21 protein-coding genes and 1 pseudogene are annotated in these 22,915 nt (G+C 72.5%); 16 read left to right on the top strand and 6 right to left on the bottom strand.

Translation table 11 applies throughout. The features are described from left to right. Window positions 1-3: 3 nt before the first annotated feature. A complete protein-coding gene (locus ABD207_RS20430; protein ID WP_344014543.1) occupies window positions 4-1,185 on the top strand; it encodes a hypothetical protein in 1,182 nt (393 codons plus the stop codon). Window positions 1,186-1,397: 212 nt separating this feature from the next. Here the strand turns inward: ABD207_RS20430 and ABD207_RS20425 are convergent, their stop codons facing one another. Then, window positions 1,398-2,729, bottom strand: coding sequence for a PH domain-containing protein (locus ABD207_RS20425; protein ID WP_344014580.1), 1,332 nt, complete (start codon window positions 2,727-2,729; stop codon window positions 1,398-1,400). Window positions 2,730-2,800: 71 nt separating this feature from the next. Then, window positions 2,801-3,298 carry a PH domain-containing protein gene (locus ABD207_RS20420; RefSeq protein WP_344014542.1) on the bottom strand — a complete coding sequence of 166 codons (498 nt, stop codon included), beginning with the start codon at window positions 3,296-3,298 and terminating at the stop codon, window positions 2,801-2,803. A gap of 31 nt (window positions 3,299-3,329) precedes the next feature. On the opposite strand from ABD207_RS20420, the gene ABD207_RS20415 reads away from it, so the two are divergent. Further along, the gene (locus ABD207_RS20415) at window positions 3,330-4,481 is read left to right on the top strand and encodes an NADH-quinone oxidoreductase subunit D (protein WP_167993460.1); all 1,152 of its coding nucleotides are present in this window, start codon (window positions 3,330-3,332) and stop codon (window positions 4,479-4,481) included. A gap of 42 nt (window positions 4,482-4,523) precedes the next feature. On the opposite strand, the gene ABD207_RS20410 is transcribed toward ABD207_RS20415, so the two are convergent. Further along, on the bottom strand, window positions 4,524-5,675 hold the full coding sequence (locus ABD207_RS20410; RefSeq protein ID WP_344014541.1) for an SAM-dependent methyltransferase: 1,152 nt from the start codon (window positions 5,673-5,675) through the stop codon (window positions 4,524-4,526). Window positions 5,676-5,805: 130 nt separating this feature from the next. Between ABD207_RS20410 and ABD207_RS20405 the strand changes: the two genes are divergently transcribed. The 3 genes from ABD207_RS20405 to ABD207_RS20395 all read left to right on the top strand — a co-directional run bounded on the left by ABD207_RS20405 (window position 5,806) and on the right by ABD207_RS20395 (window position 8,418). After that, on the top strand, window positions 5,806-7,008 hold the full coding sequence (locus ABD207_RS20405; protein WP_344014540.1) for a sensor histidine kinase: 1,203 nt from the start codon (window positions 5,806-5,808) through the stop codon (window positions 7,006-7,008). Window positions 7,009-7,072: 64 nt separating this feature from the next. Then, on the top strand, window positions 7,073-7,744 hold the full coding sequence (locus ABD207_RS20400; RefSeq protein ID WP_344014539.1) for a response regulator transcription factor: 672 nt from the start codon (window positions 7,073-7,075) through the stop codon (window positions 7,742-7,744). Window positions 7,745-7,785: 41 nt separating this feature from the next. Next, window positions 7,786-8,418 (top strand): AAA family ATPase, encoded by a 633-nt coding sequence (locus ABD207_RS20395; protein WP_344014538.1) that lies wholly within the window; start codon window positions 7,786-7,788, stop codon window positions 8,416-8,418. Between the two features lie 77 nt (window positions 8,419-8,495). On the opposite strand, the pseudogene ABD207_RS20390 reads toward ABD207_RS20395, so the two are convergent. Then, window positions 8,496-8,705: pseudogene (locus ABD207_RS20390) on the bottom strand (ArsR/SmtB family transcription factor); the annotation flags it as partial. Between the two features lie 73 nt (window positions 8,706-8,778). After that, entirely contained in the window at window positions 8,779-10,113 is a 1,335-nt protein-coding gene (locus tag ABD207_RS20385) for a threonine aldolase family protein (RefSeq protein ID WP_344014537.1), read from the bottom strand. A 146-nt stretch (window positions 10,114-10,259) separates the two neighbouring features. Between ABD207_RS20385 and ABD207_RS20380 the strand changes: the two genes are divergently transcribed. The 10 genes from ABD207_RS20380 (at window position 10,260) to ABD207_RS20335 (ending at window position 19,301) form a co-directional block, all read left to right on the top strand. Then, the gene (locus ABD207_RS20380) at window positions 10,260-11,192 is read left to right on the top strand and encodes a Rossmann-like and DUF2520 domain-containing protein (protein WP_344014536.1); all 933 of its coding nucleotides are present in this window, start codon (window positions 10,260-10,262) and stop codon (window positions 11,190-11,192) included. Next, the gene (panC, locus tag ABD207_RS20375) at window positions 11,189-12,205 is read left to right on the top strand and encodes a pantoate--beta-alanine ligase (RefSeq protein WP_344014535.1); all 1,017 of its coding nucleotides are present in this window, start codon (window positions 11,189-11,191) and stop codon (window positions 12,203-12,205) included. The genes ABD207_RS20380 and panC overlap by 4 nt, the downstream gene beginning before the upstream one ends. Next, on the top strand, window positions 12,202-13,905 hold the full coding sequence (locus ABD207_RS20370; RefSeq protein WP_344014534.1) for an L-aspartate oxidase: 1,704 nt from the start codon (window positions 12,202-12,204) through the stop codon (window positions 13,903-13,905). The genes panC and ABD207_RS20370 overlap by 4 nt, the downstream gene beginning before the upstream one ends. A gap of 5 nt (window positions 13,906-13,910) precedes the next feature. Further along, on the top strand, window positions 13,911-14,885 hold the full coding sequence (gene nadC, locus ABD207_RS20365) for a carboxylating nicotinate-nucleotide diphosphorylase (protein WP_344014533.1): 975 nt from the start codon (window positions 13,911-13,913) through the stop codon (window positions 14,883-14,885). A 4-nt stretch (window positions 14,886-14,889) separates the two neighbouring features. Next, window positions 14,890-15,687, top strand: a complete 798-nt coding sequence (locus tag ABD207_RS20360; RefSeq protein WP_344002740.1) for a type III pantothenate kinase — start codon at window positions 14,890-14,892, stop codon at window positions 15,685-15,687. A 548-nt stretch (window positions 15,688-16,235) separates the two neighbouring features. Continuing rightward, complete coding sequence (locus tag ABD207_RS20355; RefSeq protein WP_344014579.1) at window positions 16,236-17,048, top strand: hypothetical protein; 813 nt, start codon at window positions 16,236-16,238, stop codon at window positions 17,046-17,048. A 67-nt stretch (window positions 17,049-17,115) separates the two neighbouring features. After that, complete coding sequence (locus ABD207_RS20350) at window positions 17,116-17,310, top strand: hypothetical protein (RefSeq protein ID WP_344002737.1); 195 nt, start codon at window positions 17,116-17,118, stop codon at window positions 17,308-17,310. 251 nt (window positions 17,311-17,561) lie between these two features. Next, complete coding sequence (locus ABD207_RS20345) at window positions 17,562-18,188, top strand: BlaI/MecI/CopY family transcriptional regulator (protein WP_425580766.1); 627 nt, start codon at window positions 17,562-17,564, stop codon at window positions 18,186-18,188. A gap of 9 nt (window positions 18,189-18,197) precedes the next feature. After that, window positions 18,198-18,743, top strand: a complete 546-nt coding sequence (locus ABD207_RS20340) for an amino-acid N-acetyltransferase (protein WP_344014531.1) — start codon at window positions 18,198-18,200, stop codon at window positions 18,741-18,743. A 225-nt stretch (window positions 18,744-18,968) separates the two neighbouring features. Then, window positions 18,969-19,301 (top strand): histone-like nucleoid-structuring protein Lsr2, encoded by a 333-nt coding sequence (locus ABD207_RS20335; protein WP_167998578.1) that lies wholly within the window; start codon window positions 18,969-18,971, stop codon window positions 19,299-19,301. 31 nt (window positions 19,302-19,332) lie between these two features. On the opposite strand, the gene ABD207_RS20330 is transcribed toward ABD207_RS20335, so the two are convergent. Beyond that, window positions 19,333-19,944: an SCO3374 family protein gene (locus ABD207_RS20330; RefSeq protein WP_344014530.1), complete on the bottom strand. Its 612-nt coding sequence runs from the start codon at window positions 19,942-19,944 to the stop codon at window positions 19,333-19,335. 430 nt (window positions 19,945-20,374) lie between these two features. Here ABD207_RS20330 and ABD207_RS20325 point away from each other — a divergent pair, with 430 nt between their 5' ends. Further along, complete coding sequence (locus ABD207_RS20325) at window positions 20,375-22,900, top strand: ATP-dependent Clp protease ATP-binding subunit (RefSeq protein WP_344014529.1); 2,526 nt, start codon at window positions 20,375-20,377, stop codon at window positions 22,898-22,900. Window positions 22,901-22,915 lie beyond the last annotated feature (15 nt).

The raw sequence follows: 22,915 nt of genomic DNA, 5'->3' as shown, positions 1-22,915 counted from the left end.
GCCATGCCACGTGGACGTCACCGCCATTCCCCGCCTCTGCACAGGATGCTGCCCCCGTCGGCGATCGCAGGCGTGTCCCTCGTCTGTGCCCTGGGGCCCTGGGTGTTCACGCACACGACGGTGCTACGGATCCTGTCCGCGGCCGCGGCGGCCACGGCGGTGACCGGCGCGGTCGTGATGCGGCGCTGGGACATCCAGGCGGGCAAACGCGTCGCCGACCTCACGCGGGCGCGGGCGAGCGACGAGTGGCGTTTCGAGGAGCGGGTCGCCGAACTGGAGGCCGACCTCGACGAGTCGCGCGAGCTGCGCCAGAAGCTGGAGCAGCGGCTGCGGGCCAAGCGGGCGGAGCTGGCCGGGCTGCGCAACGAGCACGCGGCCCTGCTGCGCCGCTACGCCACGGCGGAGGCGGACCGGGCGAGCGTCCTGGAGCAGCGCCGGGTGCTGGAGATAGAGGCCGCGGCCCCCGCACGTGCGCTGCCGGTGGGCACGGGGGACGCCCCCGCCGCGGAGCAGGACGAGCCCGCCGCCGCAGAGGAGCCGGTCAGGGACGACATCCCCGCGGTCTTCTCCCCCGAGGGCTCCCAGCTCTTCCTCCGCGCCAACGCCGCCCTGACGCGCCTCGAGAAGGACGACGACGACAAGCCCGCCAAGGCGGACGAGAACTCCGCGAAGACGAAGGCGAAGGCGGACATGGCGGCGCCTGCCGAGGGCGGAGGCAGCCCCGAGGACGACGGTCCCGAGCCCACCAGGAACGACGCGCCGCCGGAGGACGAGGCGGCGGGGAAGCCCGAGGCGGTCGCCGGCCATGAGGGGGCGGCCGCCACCCAGCCTCCGGCGGTACCGGCTCAGCAGGGCGGGCGGCCCGCCGGTCACTTCACGGTGCCCACGGCTGTCGCGGTCGTGCCGCAGACGGCGCCGGTGCGCCGGTCGGCGCCGGAGGGGGGCTTCGACTTCTTCGGTACGAAGAAGAAGGGTGTGGAACGGGCCGCGCTGGAGGCTGTGCAGAACGAGGATCTTGCCGATGTGGTCGGTCAGGAGGCGCTTGCGCTGCACAAGGCCGAGGCGGAGGCGGAGTTCAAGCCGGCGGGCAAGGAGTCGCGGGCGGTCAGCCAGGTCATCGACCTCACGGCCCACGATGAAACAGAACACATCAACGTCCAGGGCCTCCGCAGCGCGGTCTCCTGAACAGCGGGTCACTTCTCGTTTCCGGGTGAGCTGAACTGTGCAGCCCACCGGCGCCTACTTGGGCACCCGGCGTGGGTGCTGGCCGGGGGTGGGTTTGCGCTCACCCGCGCTGGCGGGGTGCCGCTGCGCCCACCCTCCCCCACTCTCGGCGCTTCGCTCGAGCGGGGGGACCCCATCGTCCCAGCGGCACGAATGCCCCCACCCAGCCGCAGTCACGTCATCCAGCGGTCCGGGCGGGCGTCTCGGCGGCCCGTGCGGGAGCGTTCCGCCTGGGAACGGAGAAGCGCCGCGGCCTCCTCCGCGCCCCGCAGCCGCGCCGTGACCGATCGATTTGCGCCATTGTCGACGTGCACATCGGCAACCCCCCGAGCCCGCTCCCAGGGCCCCTGCGTCAACCGCACGCTCTGCACCTTGGCATGCGGTACCAAGGCAAGGCTCCGCCGAAGCAGCCCGTGTCGCGCAGCGAACACCGCCTCCGTCACCACCAGCCCGTACCCCCGCCACCACACCGGCACGCACCACCGCGCCCGCCGCGGCGCCCCCGCCAGCTCCGACGCCGCCGGCACCCGCGCCCCGGGCAGCACCCGCGCGATCACCGCCTCCGCCAGCTCCCGCGGAGCGACCGGCACCAGCAGCGAGTTCGACGACCCGGCCACGTCCAGCTCGACCCGCACCCACCCCCGCCGCCGCCACAGCCAGGGCTCCACGATCCGCACCGTCTGCACCCGCCCCGGCGGCACCGTCTCGTGCGCCCGGTCCAGCAGCCCGTGATCGATCCGCAGCCCGTCGGGCGACTCCCCGACCGTCCAGTCGTACTCGGCCACGAACCGCCCCGCACTGCTCGCCCCGGCCGCACCCAGCATCGGCACCCCGGCCGCCAGCACCGTCCACAGGCTGTGGGTGGCGATCCACAGCAGCGGTATCGCCACCGAGGCGACGACCAGCCACCCCCACGTCGCCCCGGTCAGCACCAGCGACACCGCCAGCACCCCCGGAGGGACCCGCAGCAGCTCCCGGGCCGGTGCCTCGCCCACCTCGTGCGCGGTCTCCGGCGCGAACCCGGCCGCCCGCGCCAGCAGCTCCGCCCGCAGTGCCCGCGCCTCCTCCGCCCCGAGAAAGGCCAGCTCGTCCTTCTTGTCGGTCCCGATCACATCCAGCTTCAGCTTCGCCACCCCGGCGACCCGCGCCAGCAGCGGCTGGGTGACGTCGATCGCCTGGATCCGCTCCAGCCGGATGTGCGCGGTGCGCCGGAACAGCAGCCCCGTCCGCACCCGCAACTCGGTGTCCGTCACCGCGAAATGCGTGAACCACCAGCTCAGAAACCCGTACAGCGCCGCGGCCGGAAGGAGCACCGCGAGCGCGATCAGCAGCGTCGTCGTGGTCAGCCGGCTCAGCTGCCGCTGCGCCTGGTCCGGATCGTGCACCGCCCACCCGATCAGCACGGCCACCGGCGCCCACGCCCGCCGCAGCGGCGTGACCGGATGCAGCCGCCGCTCGATCACAGGACGCCCCTCGCGCACGCCCTGACCCGCGCCCTCGCGCACGCCCTGCCCCGCGCCCTCGCGCACGCCCTGGCCCACGCCTTCGCCCACGTCCTTGCGGGCGTCCGGGCCCGTCACAGCCCCGCCGATCGGGCCTCGCCCAGCTCGGTGAGCCGGTCGCGCAACCGCTCCGCGTCGGCCGGATCGAGCCCCGGAATCGTCGCATCGGTCGCCGCGGCCGCCGTGTGCAGCTGCACGCTCGCCAGCCCGAAGTGCCGCTCCACCGGCCCGGAGGTCACCTCCACCAGCTGCATCCGCCCGTACGGCACCACCGTCTGCTCACGCCACAGCACACCCCGGCTGATCAGCAGGTCGTCGGCCCGCTCGGCGTACCGCCAGGAGCGCCAGTTGCGCTCCAGCATGCCCCAGCCCCAGATCATCAGCGCCAGCGGCAGCACCGCGAAGGCGGCCCAGCCGGGCCCCGCCAGCAGCCCCGGCACCAGGCCGGCGGCCAGTGTCAGCAGCCCCAGCCACACCACCAGCAGCAACCGCCGCATCTTCAGCAGCCCGGGCGGCAGCGCGATCCACTCGGGCTCTTCCTCGGTCGTGACGTGCGGGCTCCCCGTCTCCATGCCGCCAGCGTACGTAGGAGAGACTGTGTCCATGACTCCTACGACGGAGACCATGGTCGGTATCGGCGGCGCGGCGGAGAGCACCGACATGGTGCTCAACATCGGCCCGCAGCACCCGTCCACGCACGGCGTGCTGCGGCTGAGGCTGGTCCTGGACGGCGAGCGCATCTCCCGCGCGGAGCCGGTGATCGGCTATATGCACCGCGGCGCGGAGAAACTGTTCGAGGCCCGCGACTACCGCCAGATCATCATGCTGGCCAACCGGCACGACTGGCTGTCGGCGTTCTCCAACGAGCTGGGCGTGGTGCTCGGCGTGGAGCGGATGCTCGGCATGGAGGTGCCCGAGCGCGCGGTGTGGCTGCGCACGCTGCTCGCCGAGCTGAACCGGGTCCTCAACCACCTGATGTTCCTCGGCTCCTATCCGCTGGAGCTCGGCGGCATCACCCCGATCTTCTACGCGTTCCGGGAGCGCGAGGAGCTGCAGCACGTCATGGAGGAGGTCTCCGGCGGGCGCATGCACTACATGTTCAACCGCGTCGGCGGGCTCAAGGAGGACCTCCCGGCGGGCTGGACGCGGCGCGCCCGGGCCGCCGTCGCCGATGTGCGCTCCCGCATGGACCGCTTCGACGACCTGGTGCTGGGCAACGAGATCTTCCGCGGCCGCACCCGCGGCGTCGGGGTTCTCTCCCCGGAGACCGTGCACGCCTACGGGGTGAGCGGTCCGATCGCCCGCGCCTCCGGCGTCGACTTCGACCTGCGCCGCGACGAGCCGTATCTCGCCTACGGCGAGCTGGGCGACGTGCTGAAGGTGGTGACCCGCGAGGAGGGCGACTGCCTGGCCCGCTTCGAGTGCCTGCTGGAGCAGACCCACAACTCCCTGGACCTCGCCGACGCCTGCCTGGACCGGCTCGCCGAGCTGCCGCCCGGCCCGGTCAACCAGCGGCTCCCCAAGGTCCTCAAGGCCCCCGAGGGCCACACCTACGCCTGGACCGAGAACCCGCTCGGCATCAACGGCTACTACCTGGTCAGCAAGGGCGACAAGACGCCGTACCGGCTCAAGCTGCGCTCGGCGTCGTACAACAACATCCAGGCCCTGACCGAGCTGCTGCCGGGCACGCTGGTGGCGGACATGGTGGCGATCCTGGGCTCGATGTTCTTCGTGGTGGGCGACATCGACAAGTAGGTCCACGGGCACCCGGCACGCTTCGGGCACCCGGCACGCGGCCTACCGCTCACCACTCCCGGACCCCTCCGGGAGATCCCCGGACCCCTCCGGGAGACCCCCGAACCCCTCCGGGAGACCCCCGAACCCCTCCGGGAGATCCCCCAACCCATCCGGGACACTCCCGAAGACATCGAACTCCTCCGCCATCCCCACCACCTGCACCACCCACCAGAAGTCCCCGAGCCCGCCCTCCGCGGTGAGTTCGGCCGCCTCCCCGGCGCCCGCGAGGGCCCGTACGTAGGCGGCCGGGTCCGTCGAGGCCAGCGCGAGCGGCGGGCGGGCGCCGGTCACGCCCAGGGCGCGCAGCGCCTCCCGCTGGGTGAGCAGCCGCGCGCCGGGCAGCCCGGGGGCCGCCGCACACGCGTCCACGGCGACATGTGCGGTGATGTCGCAGGAGCCGTCCGGGACGGGCAGCGTCTCCCGCCCGTCCCGGAAGCCGGTGAGCGTCCCGAACGGCGGCCGTGCCTCCGCCAGGTGCCCGTAGTCCACCACGACCGCCACCCCGCGCTCCACCGCCGCGACGGCCGACGCCCAGGCGCGGTCCCGGTCGAGACCGATCTCCGCGCGCAGCCCCTCCTCGCCACCCAGCGGCCACCACCGCGCCAGCCACGCGGCCTCGTCCCCGCCGACCGGCTCCCCGAGCCGCTCCGTCCCGTCCGCGCGCACCAGCACCCGCCGCGCCGTGCCCGTGGAGTCGGTCTCGGCGACCTCCACGGGCACGTTGTCCAGCCACTCGTTGGCGAACAGCAGCCCGGTGACCCGCTCCGGCGGCTCGGCGCGCCACTCCACGCGGGGATCGAGTCCGCCGGGCCGGTCCGCCAGCTCCACGGCGTACGCGCGCGTGCGGGCGGCCGTCTCCTCGGGCAGCGCGGCGAGCACCCCGGTGACCAGCTCGCCCCGTCCGGCCGCCATGTCCACGAAGTCGAGCACCGGGGGCCGGCCGAGCGCCTCGTCCACCCGGCACAGCAGCCGGGCCACGGCCCCGGCGAAGAGCGCGGAGGCGTGCACCGAGGTGCGGAAGTGCCCGGCGGGCCCCTCGGGCCTGCGGTAGAACCCCTCGGGCCCGTACAGCGCCTCCTGGGCGGCTGCCCGCCAGCCCCGCTCGGTGCCGTCCGGTTCGCGCCGGTCGCCGTCCGCCGTCCCTGCTGTCACCGGCCCAGGTTAAGCGCGGTCCTGGCTGCACGGACGTTCCGGGCCTCCACCTTGCGGAGTACGCGCGCCGACCGGGGATCGGCCCATCGGTTGACCCCTGCACGCATTTCGCTTCCCTACGCTGGGTTACGTGCAGCGCCTCTATGACTTCCTCCGCAGGCACCCGGCTTGGGTCGACGGCTTCTGGGCCGTCGTCCTGTTCGGGATCTCGGTGCTCGGCGCGGCATCCCCGGAGGGCGCCCGGGGCACCGATCAGCTCGCGCTGATCCTGCCGGTGGTGCTGCTGCTGTCCCTGGTCGTGGCGCTGCGCCGCCGGATGCCGGAGCGCATGCTGATCCTCGCCGCGGCGACCGGCGTGCTGCAGCTGGTCGCCGATGTGGCGACGCTGCCCGCGAACTTCGCCATGCTGGTGATCGTCTACACGGTCGCGGCGACCGGCGCCCGCTGGGCCTCCCGCTTCGCGCTCACGGCGGGGCTGTGCGCCGCGCCCCTGGCGCAGCTGCGCTGGCCCGACGAGAACGCGAGCACGGCGGGCAACATCGCCATGGCGATATTCCAGACCGTGCCCTTCGCCCTCGCCTGGGTGCTCGGCGACTCCATCCGCACCCGGCGCGCCTACTTCGCGCAGCTGGAGGAGCGTGCGGCACGGCTGGAGAAGGAGCGCGAGGCACAGGCGAAGGTCGCGGTCGCCGCCGAACGCGCCCGTATCGCACGCGAGCTGCACGACGTCGTGGCGCACAACGTCTCGGTGATGGTGGTGCAGGCCGACGGCGCCGCCTATGTGCTCGACACTGCCCCCGACCAGGCGAAGAAGGCGCTGGAGACCATCTCCTCCACCGGCCGCCAGGCCCTCGCCGAGATGCGCCGCCTGCTGGGCGTGCTGCGCACCGGCGAGCACCAGGAGACGGGGGAGTACGTCCCGCAGCCCGATGTGCAGCAGATCGAGGAGCTGGTGGAGCAGTGCCGGGAGGCCGGGCTGCCCGTGGACTTCAAGATCGAGGGCACCCCGCGTCCGCTGCCCAGCGGCGTCGAGCTCACCGCGTACCGCATCGTGCAGGAGGCGCTGACCAACACCCGCAAGCACGGCGGGCCCAACGCGGGCGCCAGTGTGCGGCTGGTCTACTTCGACGACGGGCTCGGCCTGCTGGTGGAGGACGACGGCAAGGGCGCCCCGCACGAGCTGTACGAGGAAGGCGGCCTGGACGGCCAGGGCCACGGTCTGATCGGCATGCGGGAACGGGTCGGCATGGTCGGCGGCACCCTGGACGCCGGTCCCCGCCCCGGCGGAGGATTCCGCATCAGCGCGCTGCTGCCGCTCAAACCCGCGTCCTGAAGCCCGCCATGCCCCGTGTTGACACCTGTAAGAGCTGCCCCGCGCAACGACGGAAGAGGCCCCGATGACGATTCGCGTGATGCTCGTCGACGACCAGGTGCTGCTGCGCACCGGGTTCCGGATGGTGCTGGCCGCCCAGCCGGACATGGAGGTCGTGGCGGAGGCGGGCGACGGCGTCGAGGCCCTGCAGCTGCTGCGCTCCACCCCCGTCGACGTCGTCCTGATGGACGTCCGCATGCCCAAGCTGGACGGCGTGGAGGCCACCCGGCGGATCTGCCAGGACACCGACCCGCCGAAGGTGCTGATCCTGACCACCTTCGACCTCGACGAGTACGCCTTCTCCGGGCTGAAGGCGGGCGCCTCCGGCTTCATGCTCAAGGACGTGCCGCCCGGCGAGCTGCTCAGCGCGATCCGGGCGGTGCACAGCGGCGACGCCGTGGTGGCCCCGTCCACCACCCGCCGGCTCCTGGACCGCTTCGCGCCGATGCTGCCGGGCGGCACCAAGCAGCCCGAGCACAAGGAGCTGTCCCGGCTCACCGAGCGGGAGCGCGAGGTGATGATCCTGGTCGCGCAGGGCCTGTCCAACGGCGAGATCGCGGCCCGGCTGGTGCTCTCCGAGGCGACCGTGAAGACCCATGTGGGCCGCATCCTCACCAAGCTGGGGCTGCGCGACCGCGTGCAGGTCGTCGTCCTCGCCTACGAGACGGGTCTGGTGCGGGCGGGCGGACTCGGCTGACCCGCCGCACCGGGGTCCCGCACGCCGGTAGGGTGCCGCGCATGCTGCTGTGGATCAATGGCCCCTTCGGGGGCGGCAAGACACAGACCGCACACGAGATACAGCGCCGCCTGCCGGGCAGCGTGATCTGCGACCCGGAGCACGCCGGCTTCGGCCTGCAACGCATGCTCCCGCCCGAACTGCGGGGTGACTTCCAGGAGTTGGCTTCCTGGCGGCAGGGCGTCGTCGAGGTGCTCGACCTGGTCCTCACCAAGCACGAGGGCGTGGTGATCGCCCCCATGACGGTCACCGACAGCGACTGCTTCGCCGAGACCGTGGGACGGCTGCGCGAACTCGGTCACGACGTACGCCACTTCACCCTGCTCGCCGAGCGCGAGACCGTGCTGCGGCGGCTGCGGGAGCGTCACATCGTGGCTGTGCTGCGCCGCCTCACCGGACAGCGCGCGGCACGGCGCGGGGAGAGCTGGGCGGTCCGGCAGCTCGACCACTGCCTGGAGCGGCTGGCCCAGCCGGAGTTCGCCGAGCACCTGTGGACGGACCGCACCAGCATCCCGAAGACCGCGGACCGCATCGCCGTCCTGGCCGGGCTGAAGCTGCGCCCCCATCACGAGGGCCCGCTGCGCACCAGGCTGCAGCAGGCGCGCGTAGGCCTCCGGCACATCCGCTTCGACTGAGCCGCTGAGCCGCTGAGCCGCTGAGCCGCTGAGCCGCTGAGCCGCTGAGACGCGTTCCGTGTGCCCTCAGCGCAGGATCCCTCGAGGAAGTCGCTGCCGAGGCGGGCCACGACGGCCACGTCCAGCTGGTGCAGTACGTACCGCCCGCGCCGGCGCGTGGTCACCAGGCCCGCCTTCTTCAGCACGGCCAGACGGCGGGATGTCTCCGGGGCCGTCATGCCGTGCACCTGCGCCGGCTCGCCCGTGGTGCACGCGCTGCGGGCGAGGTTGCGGCACAGTCGCATCCGGGCCGACCCGGCCCGGTGGCTGCACTCGCTCTCCGCCCCTACTACCGGACTGCTCTCCGCCCCTACTACTGGACTACCGGCCGCCCGCGGCCCCGCCGAGCCGGGCGCAGAACGCGCCGACCGCCTCGGTCACTTCCTCCGCCGTCCACTCCAGCCCGGCCGCGTCCACGCCGACCTCGGTGACGGCGAGCCCGGGTCCGGCCGGCTGCCAGGGCCGGAAGAACAGCTCCACGCCCGTCTCCTCGGTCTGCCGGACGGCGGCCTCGGTGGCGGCGTCGGCGTCGTGGGCCAGCCAGACCTGGAACTCGTGGGTGTGCGGCACCTCCGGATGCACGCGTGCCCAGGGCGCCCCGGCCGCCGCGAACCCCTCCCGCAGGCCTGCGGCCACCAGACGCGCACGGGCCACGTACTCGGGCAGCCGGGGCAGCTCGTGCTCCAGACCCACCAGCGCCGACAGCACGGTCGGAAACTGCTGGAACACCGAGCCGCCGTACCGGTGCCGCCAGGCCTTCGCCTCCTCCACGAGCGTGCGCGGACCGGCCAGCGCGGCGCCGCCGTACCCCCTGAGGGACTTGTAGAACGACACATAGACGCTGTCCGCGAGGCCCGCGATCTCCTCCAGCGGGCGGCCGAGGCGGACCGTGGACTCCCAGATGCGGGCCCCGTCGAAGTGGACCACCGCGTCCCGTTCCCGTGCCGCCTCGACGACCGCGGTCAGCTCCTCCCAGTCCGGCAGCACGAACCCCGCCTCGCGCAGCGGCAGTTCCAGCATCAACGTGCCGAACGGCTCGTCCAGGTCCCGTACCTCCTCGGCGGTGGGCTGCCGGGGTGCGTCGCTCAGATGCACCGGGCGCAGCCCGCTGACCTGGCTGAAGGCGTGCCGCTCGTGTATCTCGGGATGGCCGAGCGCGTGCAGTGCGACCACGGGGCTGCCGGTGCGGCCCGCCCAGCAGCGCAGCGCGACCTGCTGGGCCATCGTGCCGGTGGGGAAGAACGCGGCGGCTTCCAGGCCGAGCAGGGCCGCGGTCCGCTCCTCCAGCGCCTCCACCACGCCGTCGCCGTACAGGTCACCCGGTTCGTCGAGGTCGTACAGGCCGCCCGCTCCGTCGAGCAGCGCGAGCCGCTCCCGCAGGGATGCTGCCGACGCCGGGCGGGAGAGCACCCGCCGCGCCGACCGGTGCGCCGCCAGCCGCCGCTCCCGCAGCCGCGCCCTCCGCTCCCGCGGCGACGCCCCCTCCCGGACCGTTCCCTCCCGGACCGTTCCCTCCCGGACCGTTCCCTCCCGGACCGTTCCCTCCCGGACCGTTCCCTCCCGGACCGTTCCCTCCCGGTCCGCATCCGCCCGCCGGCTCTCTTCCGTCGCTTCCGTCTCTTCCGTCTCTTCTGCCCGTCCCGCCGTATCGCTCATGCCCGCGATCATCCCGGGCGCCGCTGTACGGGGGCAGCGGAAACCCACAGCCTGTGGACAGCCGACCGTCCGAGAGACCCCTCGCGTTAGCATGACGAGAAATCGTCCGGTACCCGAGCGGACTGGAACGGGAAGGCCGCCGTCGCGTGAACACAACCCCACAGCCGGATCCCCGGGACCGCCCCGCGCGGCTCACCGTAGGTGTCGTAGGCGCCGGACGCGTGGGCCCCGCCCTGGCCGCGTCCCTGCAGCTGGCCGGGCACCGCCCGGTGGCCGTCTCCGCCGTGTCCGACGCCTCCCGCCGACGCGCCGAGCAGATGCTCCCCGAGGTACCGGTGGTGCCGCCCGCCGAGGTGCTGCAGCGGGCCGAGCTGGTGCTGCTGACCGTCCCCGACGACGCCCTGCCCGAGCTGGTCTCCGGGCTCGCCGGCACCGGCGCGGTGCGGCCGGGCCAGCTGCTGGTGCACACCTCCGGGCGGTACGGCACCAAGGTGCTCGACCCCGCCCTGCGCGCCGGTGCGCTGCCGCTCGCCCTGCACCCGGCGATGACCTTCACCGGCACCCCCGTCGACGTGCAGCGGCTCGCCGGCTGCTCCTTCGGCGTCACCGCGCCCGAGGAGCTGCGGCTGGCCGCCGAGGCCCTGGTGATCGAGATGGGCGGCGAACCGGAGTGGATCGCCGAGGAGAACCGCCCCCTCTACCACGCGGCTCTCGCCCTGGGCGCCAACCACCTGGTCACCCTCGTCGCCCAGTCCATGGAGCTGCTGCGCACGGCGGGCGTCGGCGCCCCCGACCGGATGCTCGGCCCGCTGCTCGGCGCCGCCCTGGACAATGCCCTGCGCTCCGGCGACGCCGCGCTGACCGGGCCCGTCGCGCGCGGCGACGCGGGCACCGTGGCCGCGCACATCACCGAGCTGCGCCGCCACGCGCCCGCCACCGTCGCCGGGTATCTGGCGATGGCCCGCGCCACCGCCGACCGGGCCCTCGCCCACGGCCTGCTCAAGCCAGAACTCGCCGAGGACCTGCTGGGTGTGCTCGCCGACGGCGCGGCCGCACCCGAGAACGGGGAAGACCGATGACCCGCACCTTCGCACTCGCCCCCACCGCGGCGGACCTCCACGACGCCCTCGACCGGCACGCGGTCCCCGGCCGCACCGCCGTGGTGATGACCATGGGCGCGCTGCACGAGGGCCACGCCACGCTGATCCGCGCCGCCCGCGAGCACGTCGGCCGCGAGGGCTTCGTGACGGTCACCGTCTTCGTCAACCCGCTGCAGTTCGGCGAGGGCGAGGACCTGGACCGCTACCCGCGCACCCTGGACGCCGACCTGAAGACCGCCGAGCAGGCGGGCGCCGACATCGTCTTCGCACCCTCCGTCGAGGAGATGTACCCGGGCGGCAGGCCGGAGGTCACCCTGCGCGCCGGGGCCATGGGGGAGCGGCTGGAGGGCGCCGCACGCCCCGGCCACTTCGACGGGATGCTCACCGTCGTCGCCAAGCTGCTCCACCTGACCCGCCCCGACGTGGCGTTCTTCGGCCAGAAGGACGCCCAGCAGCTGGCCCTGATCCGGCGCATGGTGCGCGATCTGAACTTCGGTGTGGACATCGTCGCCGTCCCCACCGTCCGCGAGGAGGACGGCCTGGCCCTGTCCAGCCGTAACCGCTACCTCTCGCCCCAGGAGCGGCGCACCGCCCTCGCCCTGTCCCGGGCCCTGTTCGCCGGCCGCGACCGGCACATCGCGCTGGAGGCGCTGCGCGCCCGGGCCCGCGAGGTGCCCTCCAGCCGGGCGCGGGCCGAGGCGCTCAGCGCCATAGGGGAGTCCCGCGCGGCCGCCGACGCGCACGCCGTGGCGACGGCATCCGGCGGGCCCGCCGCGATCCGCGCCGCCGCCCGCCAGGTCCTCGACGAGGCGGCCCGGCTCGACCCGCCGCTGGAGCTGGACTACCTGGCCCTGGTCGACCCCGCCGACTTCACGGAGATCGGCGACGACTTCACCGGTGAGGCCGTGCTTGCCGTCGCCGGACGGGTGGGCTCGACCCGCCTGATCGACAACATCCCGCTGACCTTCGGAACGTTCGGAGACGCCTCGTGACCAGCACAGGCATACGACTGCACGCGCCCGCTCCAGGGTGGTCGATCCCGGCGGACGTGGTGGTCGTCGGCTCCGGCGTGGCCGGTCTCACCGCGGCCCTGCGCTGCGAGGCGGCGGGTCTGACCACGGTCGTCGTCACCAAGGCCCGCCTGGACGACGGCTCCACCCGCTGGGCCCAGGGCGGCATCGCCGCGGCGCTCGGCGAGGGCGACACTCCCGCACAGCACCTGGACGACACCCTGGTCGCGGGCGCCGGCCTGTGCGACGAGGAGGCGGTGCGCATCCTGGTCACCGAGGGCCCCGACGCGGTACGGCGGCTGATCGCCACCGGCGCCCAGTTCGACCAGTCCTCCGACGGCGGCCTGGCGCTCACCCGCGAGGGTGGCCACCACCGGCGCCGCATCGCCCACGCCGGCGGCGACGCCACCGGTGCGGAGATCTCCCGCGCCCTGGTCGAGGCGGTGCGCGCCCGCGGCGTGCGGACCATCGAGAACGCCCTCGTCCTGGACCTCCTCACCGACGCCGAGGGCCGCACGGCCGGCGTGACCCTGCATGTCATGGGGGAGGGCCAGCACGACGGGGTGGGCGCGGTGCACGCCCCCGCCGTGGTCCTGGCGACCGGCGGCATGGGCCAGGTGTTCAGCGCCACCACCAACCCCTCCGTCTCCACCGGCGACGGCGTGGCCCTCGCGCTGCGCGCCGGCGCGGAGGTCAGCGACCTGGAGTTCGTCCAGTTCCACCCCACCGTCCTCTTCCTCGGCCCCGACGCCGAGGGGCAGCAGCCGCTGGTCTCCGAGGCGGTGCGCGGCGAGGGCGCCCACCTGGTGGACGCCGACGGCGTCCGCTTCATGACCGGCCGCCACGAACTGGGCGAGCTCGCGCCCCGCGACATCGTCGCCAAGGGCATCATGCGCCGCATGCAGGAGCTGGACGCCGAGCACATGTATCTCGACGCCCGCCACTTCGGCGCCGAGATGTGGGAGCACCGCTTCCCGACGATCCTCGCCGCCTGCCGCGCCCACGGCATCGACCCGGTCACCGAGCCCATCCCGGTCGCCCCGGCCGCCCACTACGCCTCCGGCGGCGTGCGCACCGACTCCCACGGCCGCACCACCGTGCCGGGCCTGTACGCGTGCGGCGAGGTCGCCTGCACCGGCGTGCACGGCGCCAACCGGCTCGCCTCCAACTCCCTCCTGGAGGGCCTGGTCTACGCCGAGCGCATCGCCGCCGACATCGCCCGGGGCCCCCTCCAGGCGCGCGACCCGCACCCCCTGCCCCAGTCCGAGCGCCCCGCGCACCCCCTGCTCCCGCCGGAGGCCCGCTTCGCCATCCAGCGGATCATGACCCGGGGAGCCGGCGTGCTGCGCTCCGAGGCCTCCCTCGCCGCCGCCGCCGACCAGCTGGAACGCCTGCACGCCGAGGCCCGCGACGCCCTCGCCGAGCACGGCAAGACCGCCGAACCGGGCGTCGACACCTGGGAGGCCACCAACCTGCTGTGCGTGGCCCGCGTCCTGGTCGCCGCCGCCCGGCTGCGCAAGGAGACCCGCGGCTGCCACTGGCGCGAGGACCACCCCGAGCGCGACGACACCGCCTGGCGCCGCCACATCGTCGTACGGCTCGATCCGGACCGGACGCTGGCGGCACACACCACCGACGGCACAGACTTCCCCCCGACCCGCCACGCCACCCAGGAGCAGTGAACACCGTGACCACCCCCGACCTCCCCCTCGTCCCCTCCGGTGGCTGCGGCGACGGCTGCGGCTGCGGGGCCGGCGAGGAGACCTACCTCGAGTGCGGCCTCGACCCCGCACTCGCCCAGCTGCTGGCCGACGCGGGCCTGGACCCCGTGGAGGTCGAGGACATCGCCAACGTGGCCATCCAGGAGGACCTGGCCGACGGCGAGGACGTCACCACCGTCGCCACCATCCCCGAGGACGCCGTCGCCACCGCCGACTTCACCGCCCGCGAGGCCGGCGTGGTCGCCGGCCTGCGCATCGCCGAGGCGGTCCTCTCCGTCGTCTGCACCGAGGAGTTCGAGGTCGAGCGGCACGCCGAGGACGGCGACCGCGTGGAACCCGGCCAGGTGCTCCTCTCCGTCACCACCCGCACCCGCGACCTGCTCACCGCCGAACGCAGCGCCCTCAACATCCTGTGCCGCCTCTCCGGCATCGCCACCGCCACCCGCGCCTGGGCGGACGCCCTCGAGGGCACCCGCGCCAAGGTCCGCGACACCCGCAAGACCACCCCCGGACTGCGCAGCCTGGAGAAGTACGCGGTGCGCTGCGGCGGCGGCGTCAACCACCGCATGTCCCTCTCCGACGCGGCCCTGGTCAAGGACAACCACGTCATCGCCGCGGGCGGCGTCGCCCAGGCCTTCCAGGCGGTCCGCGAACGCTTCCCGGACGTCCCCATCGAGGTGGAGGTCGACACCCTGCACCAGCTCCGCGAGGTGCTGGACGCGGGCGCCGACCTGATCCTGCTGGACAACTTCACCCCCGGCGAGTGCGAGGAGGCCGTCGCCCTGGTCAAGGGCCGCGCGGCCCTCGAGGCGTCCGGCCGCCTCACCCTCGACAACGCCAAGGCGTACGCCGACACCGGCGTCGACTACCTCGCCGTGGGTGCCCTCACCCACAGCTCTCCCATCCTGGACATCGGCCTCGACCTGCGAGCGGCGGAATAACCCCATGCTGCTGACGATCGACGTAGGCAACACGCACACGGTCCTGGGCCTCTTCGACGGCGACGACATCGTCGAGCACTGGCGCATCTCCACGGACGCGCGCCGCACGGCCGACGAAATGGCCGTCCTCCTCCAGGGTCTGATGGGCATGCACCCGCTGCTCGGCGAGGAGCTGGGCGACGGCATCGACGGCATCGCCATCTGCGCGACGGTCCCCTCCGTGCTGCACGAACTGCGCGAGGTCACCCGCCGCTACTACGGCGACGTCCCTGCCGTCCTCGTCGAGCCCGGCGTCAAGACCGGCGTGCCGATCCTCACCGACAACCCCAAGGAGGTCGGTGCGGACCGGATCATCAACGCGGTCGCCGCGGTCGACCTCTACGGCGGCCCCGCCATCGTCGTCGACTTCGGCACGGCCACCACCTTCGACGCGGTGAGCGCGCGTGGCGAGTACGTCGGCGGTGTCATCGCGCCCGGCATCGAGATCTCCGTCGAGGCCCTGGGCGTCCGCGGGGCCCAGCTGCGCAAGATCGAAGTCGCCCGTCCCCGGTCCGTCATCGGCAAGAACACGGTCGAGGCCATGCAGTCGGGCATCATCTACGGCTTCGCCGGCCAGGTCGACGGTGTGGTCAACCGCATGGCCCGTGAGCTGGCGGACGACCCCGACGACGTCACCGTCATCGCCACGGGCGGCCTGGCCCCCATGGTCCTCGGCGAATCCTCCGTCATCGACGAGCACGAGCCCTGGCTCACCCTCATCGGCCTCCGCCTCGTCTACGAACGCAACGCCTCCCGCCTCTGACCAACACCGCCGACATCTCTCCGGGCGTTCACTGAAGCGCACCCGGGGTGGGTGCTGGCCGGGGGTGGGTTTGCGCCGGCCCCGCTGGAGGGGTGCCCCCACTCTCGGCTGCGCTCGAGCGGGGGCACTCCCATCGCCCCAGGCGGCACGACTGCCCGCAGTGACGCGGCGCGGGTAGCCGCGCACGGCGATCAGCAGGGCACCGGGCTTGGGCGTGCCGCGGACGCGCGCGGCGGGGAGGGCCCGGGGTGGTGGTGTCCGCCCGCAGCGGCCGGCGCGTCCGCGCCCGTACCTGAAAGGCGACCGATTCCGCGCCAGACCGAGGACGGATACCACCGGCCCGGCCCCGACCCACCCTCCCACCGTGGGCGCTACGCGTACCCCCACCGGAGGCGCGGTTGCGCCGCAGGCATGGCCACGCGCACCCCCACCCAGCCGCACCGGCCAGGCGAGTGGCAGCGGGCGCCACGTGTGGCGCCTATCACCGTGTTTGTCTGATTAGCGCGTATCGTCGCCGCATGCCCACGCCATACGGATCCCGCGGCGGCATGGCGTTCGGTGTGGAGGAGCTGCGTGTGCTCCGCCGCGCCCTCGCCCTCGCCCTTCACCCCACATCCGCCTCGGCCGAGGACGTCCAGGACTGCCTCCGCCTCGCCGACTCGCTCGACGAGGCCACGCGGGAGAGTGCCCGGCTGCGTGCCTTCCTCGTGGCCGATCTCGGCCGCTACCGCGCCGCCCTCCCCGGCACCGCGGCCGGCTATCTCACGCTCCTGGAGGAGGCGCTGGGCGCCGGATACCGCCCCGTCCCCGACGACCTCGCCGCCCTCCGCGCCCTGCGCGGCAATCCCGCCGCGGCCACCCTCCTGCACCGCTGCCAGCACCTCGCCGAGCAGGACGTCCGCTCCCGCCTCGCCTCCCGGTCGGTCCCCGCCCCCGCCGCCCCCGCGGAGGAGACCACTCCGGCGACGATGACCGAGACGGCCCCGGCCACCCCGGCCACCCCGGCAGCTCCAGCAACCCCGGCGATCCCCGCGTCCCGCAAGCGCACGCGCACCCGCACCCGTCCCCGCGCCACCGCCACCCACCTCCTCGCCCTCCCCGGCGGTCAGTCCGCCTCCGCCGGAACCCGGCAGGGCGACGAGCAGCCCGAGCAGCCCACCCGCAAGCCCACCCCGTCCCAGCCCCAGCAGCCCAAGACCCAGCCCAAGACCCAGCCGAAGCCGGCCACCCCCGCCTCCCCCGGAGGCCCCGGCGCCACCCCCGGGCGCAACCGCCCGATCCCCACACCCGGCGAGGTCTTCCCCCGGCGCAAGCCCACCCCGCCGCCCCCGCCCCCGGACCAGCAGCTCGCCGCCGGCTGACTTAGACCACTCGCTGCCGCTCCCAGCCCCCGGAAGATCGCAGCCTCCCGCTGGCTACTCTGGACCCATGGACTACGTCTCCGCCCTGCTGCCCCCGGCCGTGATGGCCGCACTCTTCATCGGCGTGATCCGAGTGATCATCAAGACCCAGGGTGGCGCCAACAAGGCCAAGGAGGACGCCGCCGTCGACGCGGCCCTCGCCCGCGCGGAGGCCGCCAAGCAGTCCGGCCCCACCGCCGAGGGCACCCAGAGCACCACCTGACACCGGCCCCCCCCCGGCACGCACCCACCGGCTCACACCGGCAACGCACCCATGCCGCTGGGCGTACGGCCCGCACGGACCCGCAGACCTGCAGTCACACCAGACCTGCGGTCACACCTCCAGACCCGCAGTCACACCACCCCGCGCCCACCCGTACGCCCCTTTTGTCCACGTTGCGCACGCCACCGCAGGGATCTCCCACTATTGTTCGAGGTGTGCCTCGCCCATTGGGAGAACTCGAAGACGCGGTCATGACGCGGGTGTGGAAGTGGAACCGCCCGGTGACCGTTCGAGAAGTCCTGGAAGATCTCCAGAAGGAACGCTCCATCGCCTACACCACGGTGATGACCGTTTTGGACAATCTTCATCAGAAGGGCTGGGTGCGCCGCGAGGCGGAAGGCCGGGCCTATCGATATGAGGCGGTCTCCACTCGCGCCGCCTACGCGGCCGCACTGATGAACGACGCCTGGTCGCAGAGCGACAACCCCGCCGCGGCCCTCGTCGCCTTCTTCGGCATGATGAGCGATGAACAGCGCAAGGCCCTGACAGATGCCATACGCATCGTCCAGCTTCCGGAAACAACGGAACCCGCCGAGAACCCCCGCCCGGAGAACCCCGAGGCCGGGAAGGCGGACACCGAGAACGCCGGGACCGAGAACGCCGGCACCGAGAACGCGGCGTCCGAGATGCCGGACGCCGAGAACGCGGCGTCCGAGATGCCGGACACCGGGAACCCCGCCGTCGAGAACGCCGCCCCCGACATGCCCGGCACACAGAACGCCCCGTCCGAGAACCTTCCGTCCGAGAACCTTCCGTCCGGGAACGGGAACCCTCGCAGCGAGAACCCCGGCTCCGCAGAGGACCGCCCCGGACGATAGCGTCCGCTCATGTCAGCAGACAGCTCAGCAGACACCCTCGAAGTCACCGCAAATGCCCTCACCGTCCGACGAGCCCGCACCAGCGATGTCCCGGCGGTACGCCGGCTCCTCGACATCTACGTCCGCGACGGCATCCTCCTCGACAAAGCGACGGTCACCCTTTACGAGGACATCCAGGAGTTCTGGGTCGCGGAACGGGACGACAACGCCGAGGTCGTCGGGTGCGGCGCCCTGCACGTGATGTGGGAAGACCTCGCGGAAGTCCGCACCCTGGCGGTGCAGCCCGGCCTGAAGGGCGCCGGTGTCGGACACCGCCTGCTGGAGAAGTTGCTGCAGACCGCCCGCTGGCTCGGCGTTCGCCGCGTATTCTGTCTCACCTTCGAAGTGGAGTTCTTCGGCAAGCACGGCTTCGTGGAGATCGGCGAGACACCCGTCGACACCGAGGTCTACGCCGAGCTGCTGCGTTCCTATGACGAGGGTGTCGCGGAGTTCCTCGGTCTCGAACGAGTGAAACCGAACACCCTGGGCAACAGCCGGATGCTTCTGCATCTGTGATCGTCGCGGAATCCGCCCCCGGCCCCCCTTGACGCGGTGCCCTATGTCCGAAACGCGCATGTTTCCGGGCCGGGCCCGGCGGGCCGGACTGTGCCGGGGGTTTGTGTTTTTACGGCAAAAGCGGTTTGCTTTCCGACGTACTGCAGTACTGCATATAACAGGGGCCGGCGATACGGCGGACGCCGGCACTCCCTGGTCCCGTAGATATCGATGAAAGGAAATCCGGTGGCACAGAAGGTTCAGGTCCTTCTTGTCGACGACCTCGACGGTGGCGAGGCGGACGAGACCGTGACGTTCGCGCTGGACGGCAAGACGTACGAGATCGATCTCACCACCGCTAATGCGGACAAGCTCCGCAGCCTTCTCGAGCCTTACGTGAAGAACGGTCGTCGTACCGGAGGCCGCGCCTCGGGCGGACGGAAGTCGCGTTCCTCGTCGTCCGGCAGCCAGGACACCGCGGCCATCCGCGCCTGGGCGAAGGAGAACGGCTACGAGGTGAACGACCGCGGTCGCGTCCCCGCGTCCATTCGCGAGGCCTACGAGAAGGCCAACGGCTGAGGGCCGGTCCGGCCGGCCCCGAAGCGGCCCGTCACAGGGCCGGTACGACCGCCGGCTGGGCGCACCCGCGCCGCAGCCGGACCCGGTGGCACTGCGTGGCCACCGCGCTCACCACCCGCGTGAGATCGAGGGCGCCCGCGCGGCCCCCCATCGCCGGCAGCGTCGGCAGCGAGGCCGTGCCCTCGCACCCCGGCTCGGGGGGCCGCAGCCATACGGCGGCCCCTCGCGATCGGGCACGTCCCCGAGCCGGCGCGGGCATGGGCGCCGGCGCCTCCATCAGGCACCCCGCGCCCATCCCCACCAGATCGAGGCGGACGTCTCCCCACTCCAGCCACTCCAGGAGCCCGGGCAGCTCCTCCGCGCCGCCCGCGGCCACCAGCAGACGCATCCGGTCGCCCTGCACGGCCACCGGGAAGGCGCACCCCGCCGGGGTCAGGCGGCACAGCGCCGCGTACCCCGCCTCGGCCGGCACGTCGAGGACGTCGAAGCGCACCCCCACCACCAGACGCACCGGATCCCCGGGCACCGTGGGCCACCCCAGCGCGTTCTCGTACCAGTGCAGGACCCCTTCCAGGGGCGTGCTCTCCGCGCCCGCCGAGGCCGATTCGAACGGCCGGCGTGGCGGCGGGACGGTGGGGGCCATGCCAAGTGCAACTGCCACAAGCGGGCCTGGGTTACGCTGGGTTCACACACGTATGCGGAGAGTGTCGAACGAGGGGGCGCGCGGGGGCGGTAAACGGCGCAAGGTTGTTCGCCCGTAGCGGAGGGAACCCGTGCACTCGGCATGGACTCTCTGTAGCTGCGGGTAAGACATCCCTAGTGGGAGGGGGCGACAAGCAGGGCAGGACGTCTCACGTTCGCCATGGGCGTACTGGCGATGGGGGTAACTGCCTGGCCTGCGGGAACATCGTCTCGCACCATCGGGTTGGAGCAGATGTCGGCGTTCGGGGTCAGGAGGCCATCGACGGTGTCGGCAGTTGGAATGAGCGGTCCCCGCTTGCGGGACTAAGCTGCGGAAGGACAGGGAGGGGAAGTTCCCCCCACTGCCTGACCGCTCTGAGGAGCGATTAACGATGTTCGAGAGGTTCACCGACCGCGCGCGGCGGGTTGTCGTCCTGGCTCAGGAAGAAGCCCGGATGCTCAACCACAACTACATCGGCACCGAGCACATCCTCCTGGGCCTGATCCACGAGGGTGAGGGTGTCGCCGCCAAGGCCCTTGAGAGCCTCGGGATTTCGCTCGAGGCGGTCCGCCAGCAGGTGGAGGAGATCATCGGCCAGGGCCAGCAGGCCCCGTCCGGCCACATCCCCTTCACCCCCCGTGCCAAGAAGGTCCTGGAGCTGTCGCTCCGCGAGGCCCTTCAGCTGGGCCACAACTACATCGGCACGGAGCACATCCTGCTCGGCCTGATCCGCGAGGGCGAGGGCGTCGCCGCCCAGGTCCTGGTCAAGCTGGGCGCTGATCTGAACCGTGTGCGGCAGCAGGTGATCCAGCTGCTCTCCGGTTACCAGGGCAAGGAGACCGCCACCGCCGGCGGTCCTGCGGAGGGCACGCCTTCCACGTCCCTGGTCCTCGACCAGTTCGGCCGGAACCTCACCCAGGCCGCTCGTGAGTCCAAGCTCGACCCGGTGATCGGGCGCGAGAAGGAGATCGAGCGGGTCATGCAGGTGCTGTCCCGCCGTACCAAGAACAACCCGGTGCTGATCGGTGAGCCCGGCGTCGGCAAGACCGCCGTCGTCGAGGGCCTCGCCCAGGCCATCGTCAAGGGCGAGGTGCCCGAGACCCTGAAGGACAAGCACCTCTACACCCTCGACCTGGGTGCCCTGGTCGCCGGTTCCCGCTACCGCGGTGACTTCGAGGAGCGCCTGAAGAAGGTGCTCAAGGAGATCCGCACCCGCGGCGACATCATCCTGTTCATCGACGAGCTGCACACGCTGGTCGGTGCGGGTGCCGCCGAGGGCGCCATCGACGCGGCGAGCATCCTCAAGCCGATGCTGGCCCGTGGTGAGCTGCAGACCATCGGCGCCACGACGCTGGACGAGTACCGCAAGCACCTGGAGAAGGACGCGGCCCTGGAGCGCCGCTTCCAGCCGATCCAGGTCGCCGAGCCGTCCCTGCCGCACACCATCGAGATCCTCAAGGGCCTGCGCGACCGGTACGAGGCGCATCACCGCGTCTCCATCACCGACGAGGCGCTGGTCCAGGCCGCCACCCTGGCCGACCGGTACATCTCGGACCGCTTCCTGCCGGACAAGGCGATCGACCTGATCGACGAGGCCGGCTCGAGGATGCGCATCCGCAGGATGACCGCGCCGCCGGACCTGCGCGAGTTCGACGAGAAGATCGCCGCGGTCCGCCGGGACAAGGAGTCCGCGATCGACTCGCAGGACTTCGAGAAGGCCGCCTCCCTGCGCGACAAGGAGAAGCAGCTCCTGGCCGCCAAGGCGAAGCGGGAGAAGGAGTGGAAGGCCGGCGACATGGACGTCGTCGCCGAGGTCGACGGCGAGCTGATCGCCGAGGTCCTGGCGACCGCCACCGGCATCCCGGTCTTCAAGCTCACCGAGGAGGAGTCCAGCCGTCTGCTCCGCATGGAGGACGAGCTGCACAAGCGGGTCATCGGCCAGGACGACGCCGTCAAGGCGCTGTCCAAGGCGATCCGCCGCACCCGTGCGGGTCTGAAGGACCCCAAGCGTCCCGGTGGCTCGTTCATCTTCGCCGGCCCGTCCGGTGTCGGTAAGACGGAGCTGTCCAAGGCGCTCGCGGAGTTCCTCTTCGGCGACGAGGACGCGCTGATCTCCCTCGACATGTCGGAGTTCAGCGAGAAGCACACGGTCTCGCGGCTCTTCGGCTCGCCTCCCGGCTACGTGGGCTACGAAGAGGGCGGTCAGCTGACCGAGAAGGTCCGCCGCAAGCCGTTCTCCGTGGTCCTGTTCGACGAGGTGGAGAAGGCCCACCCGGACATCTTCAACTCGCTGCTGCAGATCCTGGAGGACGGTCGCCTGACCGACTCCCAGGGCCGGGTCGTGGACTTCAAGAACACGGTCATCATCATGACGACCAACCTCGGCACCCGGGACATCTCCAAGGGCTTCAACCTGGGCTTCGCCGCCGCGGGCGACACGAAGACCAACTACGAGCGGATGAAGAACAAGGTCTCGGACGAGCTCAAGCAGCACTTCCGTCCCGAGTTCCTCAACCGCGTCGACGACGTGGTGGTCTTCCCGCAGCTGACCCAGGACGACATCCTGCGGATCGTCGACCTGATGATCACCAAGGTGGACGAGCGCCTGAAGGACCGGGACATGGGCATCGAGCTCTCCCAGTCCGCCAAGGAGCTGCTGGCCAAGAAGGGCTACGACCCGGTGCTGGGCGCCCGGCCGCTGCGCCGCACGATCCAGCGCGAGATCGAGGACTCGCTGTCGGAGAAAATCCTCTTCGGCGAGCTGCGTCCCGGTCACATCGTGGTCGTGGACACCGAGGGCGAGGGTGAGAACCAGAAGTTCACCTTCCGCGGCGAGGAGAAGTCGGCCCTGCCCGACGTCCCGCCGATCGAGCAGGCCGCCGGCGGCACGGGTCCGAACCTGAGCAAGGACGTGTGACGCTCCAGCCGGCCT

It is taken from the genome of Streptomyces thermospinosisporus, from assembly GCF_039526425.1.
Lineage (GTDB): Bacteria > Actinomycetota > Actinomycetes > Streptomycetales > Streptomycetaceae > Streptomyces > Streptomyces thermocarboxydovorans.
Note: the sequence above shows the minus strand (reverse complement) of the source record. Positions and strands in the feature narration are given on the sequence as shown.